The organism is Qipengyuania sphaerica, assembly GCF_019711595.1.
Taxonomy (GTDB): domain Bacteria; phylum Pseudomonadota; class Alphaproteobacteria; order Sphingomonadales; family Sphingomonadaceae; genus Qipengyuania; species Qipengyuania sphaerica.
The window spans coordinates 1-14,626 of record NZ_JAIGNR010000002.1 but is presented as its reverse complement, the minus strand read 5'-3'; the positions used below and the strand labels follow the sequence as shown (position 1 = coordinate 14,626).

The 14,626-nt window shown below is 62.5% G+C and carries 10 protein-coding genes, 1 tRNA gene, 1 other RNA gene and 1 pseudogene; 10 read left to right on the top strand and 3 right to left on the bottom strand.

The annotated features are described in order from the left end of the window. Positions 1-40 precede the first annotated feature (40 nt). Positions 41-844 carry a hypothetical protein gene (locus K3178_RS07655; protein ID WP_221570836.1) on the bottom strand — a complete coding sequence of 268 codons (804 nt, stop codon included), beginning with the start codon at positions 842-844 and terminating at the stop codon, positions 41-43. Between the two features lie 190 nt (positions 845-1,034). On the opposite strand from K3178_RS07655, the gene hrpB reads away from it, so the two are divergent. The 8 genes from hrpB to K3178_RS07615 all read left to right on the top strand — a co-directional run bounded on the left by hrpB (position 1,035) and on the right by K3178_RS07615 (position 10,015). Next, positions 1,035-3,461 (top strand): ATP-dependent helicase HrpB, encoded by a 2,427-nt coding sequence (gene hrpB, locus K3178_RS07650; RefSeq protein ID WP_345719872.1) that lies wholly within the window; start codon positions 1,035-1,037, stop codon positions 3,459-3,461. A 17-nt stretch (positions 3,462-3,478) separates the two neighbouring features. After that, positions 3,479-3,757 (top strand): ETC complex I subunit, encoded by a 279-nt coding sequence (locus K3178_RS07645; RefSeq protein ID WP_221570834.1) that lies wholly within the window; start codon positions 3,479-3,481, stop codon positions 3,755-3,757. A gap of 9 nt (positions 3,758-3,766) precedes the next feature. Continuing rightward, entirely contained in the window at positions 3,767-4,654 is an 888-nt protein-coding gene (gene bla, locus K3178_RS07640) for a class A beta-lactamase (protein ID WP_221570833.1), read from the top strand. 30 nt (positions 4,655-4,684) lie between these two features. Then, positions 4,685-4,779: signal recognition particle sRNA small type (gene ffs / locus K3178_RS07635), an RNA gene on the top strand. 61 nt (positions 4,780-4,840) lie between these two features. Continuing rightward, complete coding sequence (locus K3178_RS07630) at positions 4,841-6,655, top strand: DNA polymerase III subunit gamma/tau (RefSeq protein ID WP_221570832.1); 1,815 nt, start codon at positions 4,841-4,843, stop codon at positions 6,653-6,655. A gap of 11 nt (positions 6,656-6,666) precedes the next feature. Further along, a complete protein-coding gene (locus tag K3178_RS07625; RefSeq protein ID WP_221570831.1) occupies positions 6,667-7,008 on the top strand; it encodes a YbaB/EbfC family nucleoid-associated protein in 342 nt (113 codons plus the stop codon). Between the two features lie 129 nt (positions 7,009-7,137). Then, on the top strand, positions 7,138-9,528 hold the full coding sequence (lon, locus tag K3178_RS07620; protein ID WP_221570830.1) for an endopeptidase La: 2,391 nt from the start codon (positions 7,138-7,140) through the stop codon (positions 9,526-9,528). Positions 9,529-9,742: 214 nt separating this feature from the next. Then, on the top strand, positions 9,743-10,015 hold the full coding sequence (locus tag K3178_RS07615; protein ID WP_006834374.1) for an HU family DNA-binding protein: 273 nt from the start codon (positions 9,743-9,745) through the stop codon (positions 10,013-10,015). A gap of 87 nt (positions 10,016-10,102) precedes the next feature. Here K3178_RS07615 and K3178_RS07610 read toward each other — a convergent pair whose 3' ends face one another. Then, complete coding sequence (locus tag K3178_RS07610; protein ID WP_247713680.1) at positions 10,103-10,957, bottom strand: hypothetical protein; 855 nt, start codon at positions 10,955-10,957, stop codon at positions 10,103-10,105. 33 nt (positions 10,958-10,990) lie between these two features. Then, positions 10,991-11,782: a 23S rRNA (guanosine(2251)-2'-O)-methyltransferase RlmB gene (gene rlmB, locus K3178_RS07605; RefSeq protein WP_221570828.1), complete on the bottom strand. Its 792-nt coding sequence runs from the start codon at positions 11,780-11,782 to the stop codon at positions 10,991-10,993. A 154-nt stretch (positions 11,783-11,936) separates the two neighbouring features. Between rlmB and K3178_RS07600 the strand changes: the two genes are divergently transcribed. Continuing rightward, positions 11,937-12,022: transfer RNA gene (locus K3178_RS07600), tRNA-Tyr, on the top strand. A gap of 640 nt (positions 12,023-12,662) precedes the next feature. Then, positions 12,663-14,626, top strand: a pseudogene (locus tag K3178_RS07595) (hypothetical protein); the annotation flags it as partial.

The window sequence follows — 14,626 nt, the reverse complement described above, 5'->3', positions numbered from 1 at the left end:
CCCGCACGAAGCGGGCCGGGCCTTTACGGTTCAGGGCAAATTACTGACGGGTCGCGGACCAGCGCACGACGCTGTCGTCGCGTGCATCGGTCGAAACTCCGTTCATCGTGTCGCCATCGATAGTGATATCGGTGGTGGAGAGCGTTTCTCCGTCGCGCGTAAAGGTCTGGCGGTAGGTATTGTCGCCAGTCCGCTCGATGGCGGCCATCACGTTCGAGTTGTTGCCTTCGATGGGCACAGGCTCGCCGCCCAGTTCCGCCGTCCAGCTCCTACCATTGCCGGTGCTGGTGAAGGTATTGCCGTCGAGGCCATAGCTGAAGCGAAGACCGGCATCGTCCATCTCAGCCATGTCGCCTACCGACCATTTGCCAGACAGGGCATGGGAGCCGTCAGGACCAGCTTCGGTGCGGTTGAAGCTTTGCGAAGCGTTGACCGGTGTGTCGCCGGAAAGGTCTGTGAATGCGACCTTCATGGTCTGGCCGTCTTCGGAAACGGTCCAGGTGGCGTTGCCGAGATCCTTGTCGCCGAGCCTTGTAGCCGTTTTTACGGTGCGGTCGTCGACGATTTCGATCATCTGGCTATCGGCACCCGGACGGTCGATTTCCTGCCATTCGCCATCTGCAGTGACGCTGTAGGGCGGGGTGCAGCTGTTGCATTCCCATTTGCCGTCGGCGAGCACGAAGTCGCGGTTGTCGTTTTCGAACTGTGCGCTGTCGAGATCGATCAGCCAGTCACCTGCGATGCTGCCTGCTTCCGCAGTGGCCTCGGTGTCCTCGGTCTTGGTGCATGCCGACATGGTCGTGACAAGCGTGAAGGCTGCAAGCGCCGTCATCATCTTTTTCATTCATTTCTCTCCCTTGCTTGGTCTCTCGAAGACCCGCCTTTTGACGGTGCCGGTTCGCCTGGACCCTCACCCTCTCCACCCGAATGAAAGAGCAAGGACGCTACGGCATAGGGGGCACAAATGCTTGTCGGCAAGTGGTTTTGGAATCTCGGGGGTTTCACCGGCAGGCGAATGTGCCAAGAGCGTGTCCGTGTCGGAGCCTTTGCCCATCCATGATGTCCTGCCGGGATTGCTGGCGGCCTTGCGCGAGAAAAACGGCGCGGTGCTGGTCGCTCCTCCGGGTGCGGGCAAGACGACCGCCGTTGCTCCGGCGCTGCTGGGAGAGGAATGGTGCAGCGGCACGGTAATCCTGACATCGCCCCGCCGTGTGGCCGCGCGCGCTGCTGCCGAGCGGATGGCGCAGATGATGGGTGAGAAAGCGGGCGAGACCGTGGGTTACCTCACACGCCTCGACAGCAAGCGCTCGGCAAGAACGCGCGTGCTGGTGGTCACCGAAGCTATTTTCGTGAACCTGATACTCGACGACCCGGAGCTCGACGGCGTGTCCGCCGTGCTGCTCGACGAGGCGCATGAGCGTCATCTCGACAGCGATTTGGGCCTTGCGCTGGCGCTGGAAACTCAAGGCGTGCTGCGCGAGGATTTGCGCGTTCTCGTCATGTCGGCCACCATCGACGGTGCGCGGTTCTCCTCATTGATGGGCGAGGGTACGCCCGTGATCGAAAGCGAGGGGCGCGCCTTTCCGCTCACCATACGCTGGCTCGGCTCCTCGCCGCAGGAGCGGATCGAGGACGCCGTGTCGGCCGCAATTGCCACCGCATGGCGCGAGGAAGAAGGCGACATACTAGCCTTCCTGCCCGGCGTGGGCGAGATCGAGCGAGTGCGCGAGCGGCTGGAGGAGAGGCTGCCATCGGCGCTGGTCCTGCCACTTCACGGTCAGGTCCAGCCTGCCGAGCAGCGCGCTGCGATCCGCCGCGATCCCGAGGGGCGAAGGAGGATCGTGCTCGCGACCGCGATCGCCGAGACTTCGCTGACGCTGGACGGGGTTTCGGTCGTGGTCGACGCCGGCCTCTCGCGCCGCGCCGAATTCGATCGGGCGGCTGGGACGACGCATCTCGTCACACACCGCGCCAGCCAGGCCGCCGCGGCGCAACGTGCGGGGCGTGCGGCAAGGCAGGGGCCGGGCGTCGCCTATCGCCTGTGGGAAGAAGGCGGGCATGGCGGGAGGCCGCGTTTCGACCCGCCCGAAATGGAGACTTCGGACCTCGCCCCGCTCGTCCTCGATCTCGCCAAATGGGGGACGGGCGATCCGCTTTCGCTACAATGGCTCGATCCGCCGCCCGCTGCATCGATTGCGGCGGCGCGGGCGACGCTAACCGGACTTGGCGCGCTCGATACCGAGGGCAGGCTGACGGAAAAGGGCGCACAGATCGCCAGCCTCCCGCTCGATCCGGCATCTGCGGCCAGCGTGCTGTTCGGGGCCGAACATGGTGCGGCCGAGACGGCTGCGCGGCTAACCCTGCTGCTGCAGGAACGCGGGCTCGGCGGGCGCGGAGAGGACCTCGAAGCAAGGCTTTCGCGCTGGAATGGCGACCGCGGCGCGCGCGCCGAGGCGAGCCGCAGGCTGGCGAGGCGTTGGGCCGAGCGCGCCGATGCGCTGGTAGGGGAGAGCGAAGCCCAGGACGTGCCGCTACCGATCCTCCTCGCCGAGGGACTTCCCGATTTCATCGCCAGGCGGCGCGATGCCTCGGGCGAGAACTGGATCGCTGCTGGCGGGCGCGGCTTCATGCTCGATCCCGCATCGCCGCTCGCGCGAGCGGAATTCCTCGTGATCGGTGATGCCCAGGGACAGGCCAAGGGCGCACGGATCACCTCAGCCATAGCGCTGGAACCTGCCGATCTCGACCAGTGGCTCGGCCATCGTATCGAGCAGCGCCGGGTGTTGCGCTGGAAAGACGGGCGCGTCGAGGCGCGGCGCGAGAAACGGCTTGGTGCGATTACGCTTTCGAGCGGTCCTGACGCCGAACCGGATCCGCAGGCGATTGTGGACATGCTTGTGGACAAGGCTCTGGAAAACCCGGCAAAACTGCTTCCGGCAGAAATGCTGGCGCGGGCGAAGTTCATCGGCCTCGACACCTTCGATCCCGAAAAGTTCGCCGAGACCGCAGACCAATGGCTAGCCCCGCTTCTTGCCGGAAGGCGCAGTCTCGACATTCCGAAGGGCAAATTGGTCGACGCCCTCCTCGGCACGATGGAGTGGCCCGACCGCCAGCGGCTCGATAGCGAGGCTCCGCGCGAATTCACTTCGCCCGCAGGCACCACCCACCGGATCGATTACACCGGCGACGATGCCCCCAGTGTCGAGGTGCGCGTGCAGGCACTGTTCGGACTCGACCGGCAACCGATGGTCGGCACCACGCCGCTCCTGTTCAAGCTCACCAGCCCCGCCGGTCGTCCCATTCAGTCGACCCGCGATCTGCCCGGTTTCTGGCGTGGCAGCTGGGACGATGTGCGCAAGGACATGAAGGGTCGCTATCCCAAGCATCGCTGGCCCGAGGAACCATGGACCGAAAAGCCCAGTTTGAAGACCAAGAACGCCTTCCAAAATTCGGGGGGGTGAATTACAGGGCGCCCACTATGGCAGCACGAATCTACCAGCGACCGCAAAATGCGATGCAATCGGGTAAGGCCCGCACCGATGAATGGGTGCTCGAGTTCGAACAGTCCGAAGCGCGCCGTGCAGACCCCCTTATGGGCTGGACCGGCAGTGGCGACACGCAGGCGCAGGTGCAGTTGACCTTCCCGAGCAAGGACGAGGCGAAGGCCTATGCGGAAAAATACGGCATCGCCGCCCGCGTCCACGCCACGCCGCCGCACAGCCTGAAACTGCAGGCCTACGCCGATAATTTTCGGTAATCGTCGGCCTTGAGGGCGCTCCTTTTCCCGCTCGCTTTGTCGTTATCCGCTTGTGCAACGGGCGCGGCGGACGCTCCTTCAATCCAGCAGCAGGTCGATGATCTTGCTGTAAGCATCGCCGATCTCGAAGAGGCGTCGGGCGGCAGGCTAGGCGTTGCGCTTCATGAATTCGGCAAGGGAACGGCGTTCGAACATCGCGGCCCCGAGCGCTTTGCGATGTGCTCTACATTCAAGTTCGCGCTTGCGGCGATGACCCTGGAGCGCGATGGGCTGCGCGAGCGCAAGCTTCCCTTCGCGCCCGACGACATCCTTTCCTATGCGCCCTACACGAAGAAACGCGCTGAGCTCGGCTGGATGAGCGCGCTGGAGGCAGCCCGGCGTTCGGTAACTTTAAGCGACAACACGGCTGCGAACCTGCTCTTGGCCGAACTCGGCGGGCCCGCAGGATTTACTGCGTGGGTACGGTCTTTCGGCGATACCGAAACAAGGCTCGACCGAAACGAGCCGAGCCTGAACGAAAACGCGCTGGGCGATCCTCGAGATACTACCACTGCGCAAGCTCATGCGCGATTGGTCGCCGAATTGCTGGAGACAGGTCGGCTTTCTGTCTCGGATCGTAAGCTCCTCGGCGATTGGCTCGTGGAAACCTCGACAGGACGTGCGCGCTTGCGGACGGGGCTGCCCGAGGCCTGGAATGCCGGAAACAAGACCGGGACTTGCGGGGCAAAGGGCCGGGACGAGGTCAACGACATTGCTGTGTTCACGATTCCAGACGGCCGGCGCTTCGTGCTCGCGGCTTATCTGGATGGCGCGACCGGCAGCACGGCCGATGCCGAAGCAGTCCTCGCCGATGTCGCCCGCACGGTGGCCGCCTGGCTGACACAAACGGACGCTTGAATTCTCGGGCGCGCGCCGCCATATGGCGCGCCGGGAGTCGGGTGGACGTTTGCGTTCGCTCACCGGGTCAGGTCCGGAAGGAAGCAGCCCAGGTGAATTGCGACGGGTCGCTCGGCTCCTTTTTCACCCACAATTCGCGTGTCGCACCATGTGACATTCGGCGCGTCTGCGCTTACCTGTTATCGCATGGGTGATTCACCGGAAAATACCGACGGCCTTCCTTGGGAGACCGAAGCCGAGGGCGAGGCGCCGAGCGCGGCGGAGCTCGAGGCGGCAGGGCAGAACGCGATGTTCGGCGATGCGCCGGAACCTTCGCCTGCTCCCGCGCGTCCAGAAAAGCCTGCCGAGCCAGCGCCCTCTCAGGTTGAAGCGCCTTCCGAATCCAACCAGCCCTACCGCGTTCTCGCGCGCAAATACCGGCCGCAAACCTTTGCCGAGCTGATCGGGCAAGATGCGATGGTCCGCACGCTCGCCAATGCCATTGCGCGCGACCGGCTGGCACATGCCTTCCTGATGACCGGCGTGCGCGGGGTGGGCAAGACCTCGACCGCGCGTCTCATTGCGAAGGCGCTGAACTGCATCGGGCCCGATGGCGAGGGCGGTCCGACGATCAGCCCCTGCGGTGTGTGCGAACCCTGCACGGCGATTGCCGAAGGTCGCCATATCGACGTGATCGAGATGGACGCCGCCTCGCATACCGGTGTCGACGACGTACGCGAAATCATCGAGGCGGTCCGCTATGCCGCGGTTTCGGCGCGCTACAAGATCTACATCATCGACGAGGTCCACATGCTCTCGCGCAACGCCTTCAACGCGTTGCTAAAGACGCTGGAAGAACCGCCCGCACATGTGAAATTCCTTTTCGCCACGACCGAGGTCGACAAGCTTCCCGTCACCGTTCTCAGTCGCACCCAGCGCTTCGACTTGCGGCGCATCCCGGTCGAACTCCTCGAAGCGCATTTCGCCGAGATCTGTCGCAAGGAAGGCGTTGAGGCCGAGGCAGAGGCGCTCCACATCATTGCCAATGCCGCCGAGGGATCGGTGCGCGACGGGCTCTCCATCCTCGACCAGGCGATCGCCCATGCCGATATGGACACCGATGGCAAGGTCACGGCCGAACGTGTCCGCGATATGCTGGGTCTCGCCGATCGCGGCGCGCAGCGTCGGTTGTTCGGCCATATCCTCGATGGCGATGCCAAGGCGGCGCTGGCTGCGGTCGACGACCAGTATGCGCTGGGTGTCGAGCCGCTGGCGCTGATGCGCAGCCTGATGGACCTCACTCACCGTATCGCGCTGGCGCAAGTCGCGGGCGGCGCGGCGGACGGGACCACCGCCGAAGAACGCGAGCAGCTGACCGAATGGGCAAAGCGCCTCGAGGTCGGGCAGGTTCACCGGCTGTGGCAGCTGTTACTCAAGGGACATGAGGAGGTGCGCCACGCACCCGATCCTCTAGTCTCAGCGCGCATGGCATTGCTGCGCGTGCTCCACGCAAGCGGGATGCCCGATCCCGGCAAGCTGGTGAAGCAACTCGAGGAAATCGCTGCGCGCGGTCCTGCACCCGCATCGACGGCGGGCAAGGGCGGGGCAAGCGCTGCCTCCGCCTCGCTCGACTGGGAGGAACTTGTCGAAAAAGTCTCGGCGGTGGGCAAGCTCCAGGCCGAGAGCATCATGCGCCTGCAAATCCGCCCCATCAGCGTAGAACCGGGCAAGCTCGTCTATGCCCGCGATCCGAAATATTCCGACGCGATCGAGCCCGTGCTCAAAGATGCGCTCTATGCGATCACCGAAACGCGCTGGCAGCTCGAAACGGGCGATCCGGCGCTCGCCACGCCCTCGATGGAGGAGCAGCGCGTGGCCAAGGCCGAGGCCGCCAAGGCGGCGATGCGCGAACATCCGATGGTGAAAGCGGTTGAAGCTGCCTTCCCCGATGCCGAACTAATCGAAGACGGCGCCGATCTCCCCCCGATCCGGCGCGAGGTTCCCTGGAACCGCAGAGCATAAGGACGCAAGACATGAAATCGATGGAAGAAATGATCGCCGCCGCCCAGAAGGCCGCCGAGCAGATCCAGACGCAGATGAACGATGCGCAGGCCAAGCTCGACCAGATCGAGGTCGAAGGCACGGCTGGCGGCGGGCTTGTGAAAGTCCGAGCAACCGCACGCGGCCGCATCCTCGGCGTCGAAATCGACGAAAGCCTGATGAAGCCCGAAGAAAAGCAGATGGTCGAAGACCTCGTTACCGCTGCCTTCAACGACGCGCGCGACAAGGCCGACCGCAAGTCGGCCGAGGAAATGCAGGCGATCCAGGGCGGAATGGGCCTGCCGCCGGGCATGAACATCCCCGGTCTGGGCTGAACCCCTGCTAGTCCAAGACAGCGGCAATCCCCAAGATATAGCGCCTCCCGCGTTGCGAAGCGCGGGAGGCGTTCCCATATTCGGTACCAACCCACGGCGCGCATTTGCGCCGCAGATGGATAGCCGAATATGACCGAGACCTTTCCCCTCCTTCCCCTGCGCGACATCGTCGTCTTCCCCGGCATGGTCGTCCCGCTTTTCGTGGGGCGAGACAAGTCGGTGGCGGCGCTCGAGGTTGCGATGGAAGGATCCAAGGACATCTTCCTCCTCTCGCAACTCGATCCCGGTTGCGACGATCCGGAAGGAAGCGATCTCTACGATACCGGCGTAATCGCGCAGGTCCTACAGCTGCTGAAGCTGCCCGACGGCACCGTTCGCGTGCTGGTCGAAGGCCAGGCGCGTGCCAAGCTGCATGAACTCAAGACCGTCGGCGACTATGTCGCTGCCGAGGTGACCGAAATCGAGGAGCCGACCGCTTCGGGTACCGAAATCAGCGCGATGATGCGCCAGGTGGTTGAACAGTTCGGCGAATACGCCAAGCTCAACAAGAAGATCGGGGAGGATGCTGCCGAGCAGCTGGCCGAAATCGACGACGCGGGCGAACTGGCCGACACCATCGCCGCTGCAATCCAGGCCAAGGTTTCCGACAAGCAGTCGCTTCTGGTCGAGCCCGACCCGCTGAAGCGCCTCGAAATGGTCATGTCCTTCATGGAAGGCGAGCTGTCGGTGCTGCAGGTCGAACGCCGCATCCGTGGCCGCGTGAAGCGGCAGATGGAGAAGACGCAGCGCGAGTATTACCTCAACGAACAGTTGAAGGCGATCCAGAACGAGCTGGGCGATGGCGACGAGGACGGCGGCAACGAGATTGCCGAGCTGACCGAAAAGATCGGCAAGACCAAGCTATCGAAGGAAGCGCGCGCCAAGGCCGAAAGCGAGCTCAAGAAGCTCAAGGCCATGCAGCCGATGAGCGCCGAGGCGACCGTGATCCGCAACTATCTCGACGTGCTGCTCGGCCTGCCCTGGGGCAAGAAGAGCAAGGTCAAGAAGGATATAGGCAAGGCGCAGGAGATCCTCGATGCGGATCACTATGCGCTCGAGAAGGTCAAGGACCGGATCATCGAGTATCTCGCCGTGCAGGCGCGCACCAACAAGCTGAAAGGCCCGATCTTGTGCCTCGTCGGCCCTCCGGGTGTCGGCAAAACCTCGCTCGGCAAGAGCATCGCCAAGGCGACCGGGCGCGAGTTCATCCGCCAGTCGCTGGGCGGCGTGCGCGACGAGGCCGAAATTCGCGGCCACCGCCGCACCTATATCGGCTCGCTGCCGGGCAAGATCGTCACCAACCTCAAGAAAGCCGGCAAGAGCAACCCACTCTTCCTGCTCGACGAGATCGACAAGCTCGGACAGGATTTCCGCGGCGATCCGGCTTCGGCGCTGCTCGAAGTTCTCGATCCCGAACAGAACAACAAGTTCCAGGACCACTACCTGGAACTCGACCTCGACTTGTCGGACATTATGTTCGTTACCACGGCGAACAGCCTCAACCTGCCGCAGCCGCTGCTCGACCGCATGGAGATCATCCGGCTCGAGGGCTACACCGAGGACGAGAAAGTCGAGATCGCCCAGCGTCACTTGCTCAGGAAGCAGGTCAAGGATCACGGCCTCAAGGACGGCGAATTCGAACTGACCGAGGACGCGCTGCGCGACCTCATCCGTTATTACACGCGTGAAGCGGGCGTCCGCACGCTCGAACGCGAACTTGCGCGGCTTGCTCGCAAGAGCCTGCGCAAGATCCTCGAAGGCAAGGCGGAGAGCGTCACCATCACGCCCGAAAACCTCTCCGAGTTCGCCGGTGTGCGCAAGTTCAAGCACGGCATGGGCGAGGACGAGGCGCAGGTTGGCGCGGTCACCGGTCTCGCCTGGACCGAGGTGGGCGGCGAACTGCTGACCATCGAAAGCGTGACCACGCCGGGCAAGGGCGAGATCAAGACCACCGGCAAGCTGGGCGAAGTGATGAACGAAAGCGTCGCCGCCGCCTTCAGCTTCGTGAAGGCGCGCGCACCCCATTACGGCATCAAGCCGAGCATCTTCCAGCGCAAGAACATCCATATCCACCTGCCCGAAGGTGCGGTGCCCAAGGATGGTCCTTCCGCAGGCATCGGCATGGTCACTTCGATCGTCTCTACCCTGTCAGGCGTCGCGGTACGTCCCGATGTGGCGATGACCGGCGAAGTTACCCTGCGCGGACGCGTGCTACCTATCGGCGGGCTCAAGGAAAAGCTGCTCGCGGCGCTGCGGGGCGGGATCAAGAAGGTCCTCATCCCCGAAGAGAACGTGAAGGACCTCGCGGAAATTCCGGCGAACGTGAAGGAAGGGCTCGAGATCGTGGCTGTCAGCCATGTCGACGAAGTGCTCAGGCATGCTCTGACCGCGGTTCCGACTCCGATCGAATGGACCGAGGCCGATGATCTCGCGAGCCAGCCCGGACACCCGCATCCGGCGCCTTCGCCCACCGCTCATTAACAATTGATATGCTGCGCTGCAGCGAGATGTCTCGTTGCGGCACAGCATTTCTTCGATTTGCCGTATAAATTGGTTTGCAAGGCGTAAATCCGCCGATTTTGGCGGAATTTGCCTTTGACACCTGCGGGAAAAGTCTCTCAATTCGCTGCTTCGCCGGGGGAGTCGATTCACCGGACATAATATCAAAACTCGAATGAGGGGGTTCTACCTTACAATGAACAAGAACGATCTGATCGGTGCTGTCGCAGAAGCAAGCGGCCTGTCGAAGAGCGACGCTTCGAGCGCAGTCGAAGGTGTTTTCGACGCGATCACCAAGTCGCTTTCGAAGGGCGACGAAGTGCGCCTCGTGGGCTTCGGCACCTTCTCGGTCGCCAAGCGCAAGGCCTCGACCGGCCGTAATCCGCGTACCGGCGAACCGATGAACATCCCCGCTTCGAACCAGCCGAAGTTCAAGGCCGGCAAGGGCCTCAAGGACGCCGTCAACTAAGACGCGCCTTCGGTAAAAACAAAGCGCCGCAGCCTCGACGGGAGGCTGCGGCGCTTTTCTTTTGCCCGTCAGCGGCGTGATCTGCGATCAGTCGAATGCGATAAGCGCGGTCGGTGCCTGTTCGGTAAGCGGGCTGATCTGCCAGGTCAGCGCCTGGCCGCGCGCGTGACGCGTCGCGCCTTCGTCGGTATTGTTGGCAAGGATGCGCCCATCGGTGACGATGGTGAAAGTGCCTTCCGGCACGACCACGCGCACCGGTTCTCCTTCGTCGCCGTCCTCATTACCGAGCTGGGCGAGGCCGGCCATGCCCGCCATCATGCCCTGCATCGGGTTGCCGCCGCCCTGGTTGGCAAAACCGGGAGCATCGACGCGCACCTGCGCATCGTCGCGCAACACGACGGTCACGAACATGTTCGACATTGGCAGCTTCTCGATCATCGGGAAGGCAAAGTCGTGGGTCATCCGGCCCTCGACCGAGAAATCTACCTCGAACAGCCCGTCGCCCTTGTAGACGACCTCGTCCCAACCGCGCTGGCGCTCCAGCTTTTCGGCGAGTTCCTCGGCCGCCTTGGGGTTCGACGGGTCGATGCCGCCGAGCATGACTTTCATTTCCTCGGCCTTGCGCTTGCGTTCGGCTTCGCGCTTGCCGGCTTCCGCATCCCATTCGGCGCGCTGTTCGTTGACTTCGGCGAGCGTGCATTCGCGCTCCTCGAAATCGTCGTCCCAGCACTCGGCTTCGAACTTATCCTCTGACTTCGCCCCCATTTGCGCCAGCTTCGAGAGCATCAGCATCTGGATTTCGCCGTCATAGCTGTAGGAAAAGCTACCGTCCTTCATCAGCGCCAGCTCGCTGGTGAAAGTGCCCGGCGTCAGCAGGCAACCCGTCAGCGCGAGCGAACTTGCAGCAGCGAGCGCGCCGGCGCGCAGTTTCATCGAAATCATCGTCACGTCCAAAAATCCCCCTGAACCCGGATATCAGCTTCGTGTCGCAACCGCGTATAGCGCGATGGCAGCCGCGTTGGACACGTTGAGGCTTTCGATTTCGTTAGAGATCGGCAATTTTGCCAGCGCGTCGCAATGCGTTTCGATATTGTGCCGCATCCCTTCGCCTTCGGCACCCAAGACGATCGCGACCGGTCCTGCGGGCAGGGCATCGGCGAAGGTCGTCTCTGTGTGGCCGGTGAGGCCGATGCGCCAGTATCCGGCTTCGGCCATCTCCTCCATCGCGCGGGCGAGGTTGACCACGCGGATCCATGGCAGCGTTTCGAGCGCGCCCGAGGCGGATTTGGCAATGACGCCGCCTTCTGGCGGGGCGTGGCGATCTTGGGTCACCAGCGCCGCAGCGTTGAACGCGACGGCGGAGCGCATGATCGCGCCGACATTATGCGGATCGGTCACCTGGTCCAGTACCACGATCGGACGCGCGGGATCTCGGTCGAGAACGTCGGAGAGGAACTGGTCTTCCAGCGCCGCGCATTCGAGAACGAGGCCCTGGTGGGGCGCATCCTTGGCGACCAATCGCGCAAGGTCCGCCACGTCGGCGTATTCGACGGGAAAATCGGCTGGCAGCTCGCCATCGAGCGATGCCACGCCCTCGCGCGTTGCCCAGAGCTTGCGATGCTGGCGCTCGGGGTTCTTGAGCGCTGCCTCGACTGCATGGCGCCCCCAAAGCCGGACATGACCGGCCGAGGCCCTGCCGCTTCCGCGTCCGCCTTTCATACGGCCTGCGCGGCCTCTCAATGCGCGTTTGCGTTCGCCCTTTGCCATGCTTCTCGTCCTGTAAACTTGATTGCGAGGCGCTAGTGCCAGCGAGGGCATTGACAGGCAAGCGCCGCTTCGCCAAAGGGGCGCCTCTCGGCAGGGGATGCCCTAGCGAATCCCCGCATATTTCTCTCGCAGCAGAGATTTGGCGAACCGGTGTGGACAGGTGGCCGAGTGGTTAAAGGCAGCAGACTGTAAATCTGCCCGCGCAAGCGTACGCTGGTTCGAATCCAGCCCTGTCCACCACCCGCCTATCCGATCAGCCCATGATCCCGGAAACTCTTCTCGAGCAAAATGGACATTGATGGCGATGGCATTGCCGATCTCTTCCTGCGGCTCGGCGGACTGGTCGACCTGACCTCGAAGGACTTCGTACTTTGAGGCAATGGCCGAACTGCCAATGAGAGCGGAGCGGCGGATACTGCTGCCACTTTAGCCAACCGAAACCTAAATTTCGAAGCCCTCCGAATCGGCGATTCGGGGGGCTTTTTTCAATCTCCGATACGAGAAACCCAGAAAAAAGCGCTACCTTCCAATAGCTTGTAAGATTTCCAAGAAACTGGATTGCTATTCCAAAACTCTAGAACTAAGCTCTAGTTCAATGATCTAGAAGGTTGCTCGAAACTGGCCGCTCACGTTTTCTTGAGAAGCGTCAGTTGAGCGCAGCCCGAAGATCGAAAGCAAACCGCATTCCCCGGCAATGAGGCTGGCGATGCGGAGGGGTGGAGGGCCGGACAAGCTCATTCTCCCCACTGTCCTGTTTCGCAAAACGGGGGTCGCAGGGCTCCTCGCGAAGGGGCTGATCCGAACGGGATCGGGGCCTTGCCCTGTCCTGCAAATTTTTTGGAAAGCCGCTCCTTCAAGGGCGGTCTGAGGAGTTAGAACTATGCCTACCCCTACTGAGTGGCTCGCAGAATTTCAGGTCAACACCGGCGATGCAGCGATCGGCGGACAGATCCAGCCGAAGATCATCGGTCTGGCCAATGGCAACATCCTTGTCGCCTGGGTCGAAAACGCTTCCGGCGTGATCGGCGATTCCGCCGGCTTCGATATCGTCGGCAAGATATACGATATCCAGGGGAACGTCGTCGTCGACAGTTTCCAGCTGAACCAGTCCGCGCTGGTCGATAACGAATACGAGTTCGACATCGCTGCCACCAATGATGGCGGCTTCGCCATGACCTATATCGACGACAGCCTCTCCGATCCGGACCTGGTTACGGTGCGCTGGTCGCGCTTCGATGAGACAGGTGACGAGATCGATACGGCGGTCATCGCCAACACCAACAATTCTGCGGTCGATTTCACCAACCCGCAGATCACTGTCAGCCAGGAAACCAACAATTCGGTCGTGACCTTCACCCGCGATATCAGTGGTGATTTGGATGTCCGGGGCATGCTGATTGATGCCAACGGGAATACTTATGACGCTTTCGATGCCGGTACGAACGGAGCGGACGCCAACTCCAACAGTGATCTGGCAATCCTGACCGACGGCTACCTCGTCTCCGTTTACGAGGCGGATATCGGCGGCACGCCGACGATCGAATTTCAGATAGTCAATGCCGCTGGTAACGTCAGGACGACAGTGACGCTCGACCCGGGTACCGACCCCAAGGTCGCAACCCTCGCCAATGGCAACTTCGTCATCGTGAACGAGGAAGCGAACAACATCCGCTACTGGGTCTATGATGCCGACGGCAACTACGTCAGCACCTCGTATGCTACAGCACTCGTAGCCGACGAGAACGAGCCCGATGTCGTGGCGCTGCCCGACGGCGGCTTCGTGATCATGTGGGATAACGACACCGATGATTCCCTGCAGGCACGCAAGTTCACTGCCGCAGGTTCTGCCGACGGCGGCGCCTTCACGATCACGGAGATGAACGGTACCGATCCCGATGTATCCGTGACGTCCGACGGGCGCCTCCTGTTCACCTGGGTTGAAGCGCCGAGCGGCGAAATACACGCCTCGATCTGGGATCCGCGTGACGGTACGCTCTTCACCGGTGACTACGAACAGGGCCTGAAAAATTTCGTCGATACCGATTATGTCACGACATCGGTCGACGGAAGCAGCATCTTCGCCGACTCCGATCCCGGCGCGGATCTAGTTTACGGACAGGGCGGCGTCGACATTATCTTTCTCGGCGAATTTGACTCAGCATATGGCGGTGGCGGCAATGATCTCATCTATTCGGGCGGTCAGGGCAGCTCGGTCGATGCAGGCGAAGGCGACGACCTGGTTATCGGTGCCGTTGGCGGAAACCAGTGGCTCCACGGCGGCGACGGGATCGACAAGCTCGACCTCTCATCGATCGATGTGGATTACGCCTTCGACCTGAATACCGGTCAGACCAATTTCGAAACCCAGAGCTTCACTGCCTTCGAAAATGCCTCGACCGGGGATGGCGACGATTTCCTCTCCGGCACCAGCGGCGCGAATATCCTTTCGGCAGGATTGGGTGCGGATACCATCTACGGCCGTGGCGGCGACGACGTGCTCAACGGTAGTTCCGGTGACGACCTTCTCGAGGGCGGTTCCGGCAACGACGAGATCAATGGCGGCGCCGATACCGATACCGCGTCTTACACCCAGGCATCTTCCGGCGTCTTCGTTCGGTTGCAACAGCAGGGCAGCTACCAGTACACAGAGGGTGCAGGTAACGACCGGCTGACCGGCATCGAGAACCTGACCGGATCGCAGTTCCGCGACCGTCTCGAAGGTGACGATGGCAGCAACCGTATCGAAGGCCTGGGAGGCGACGACCGGGTCTACGGCCATGGCGGCAACGACGTCATCGTTCTCGACATGGGCAACGACCGCGCCTGGGGCGGCGGCCAGGACGA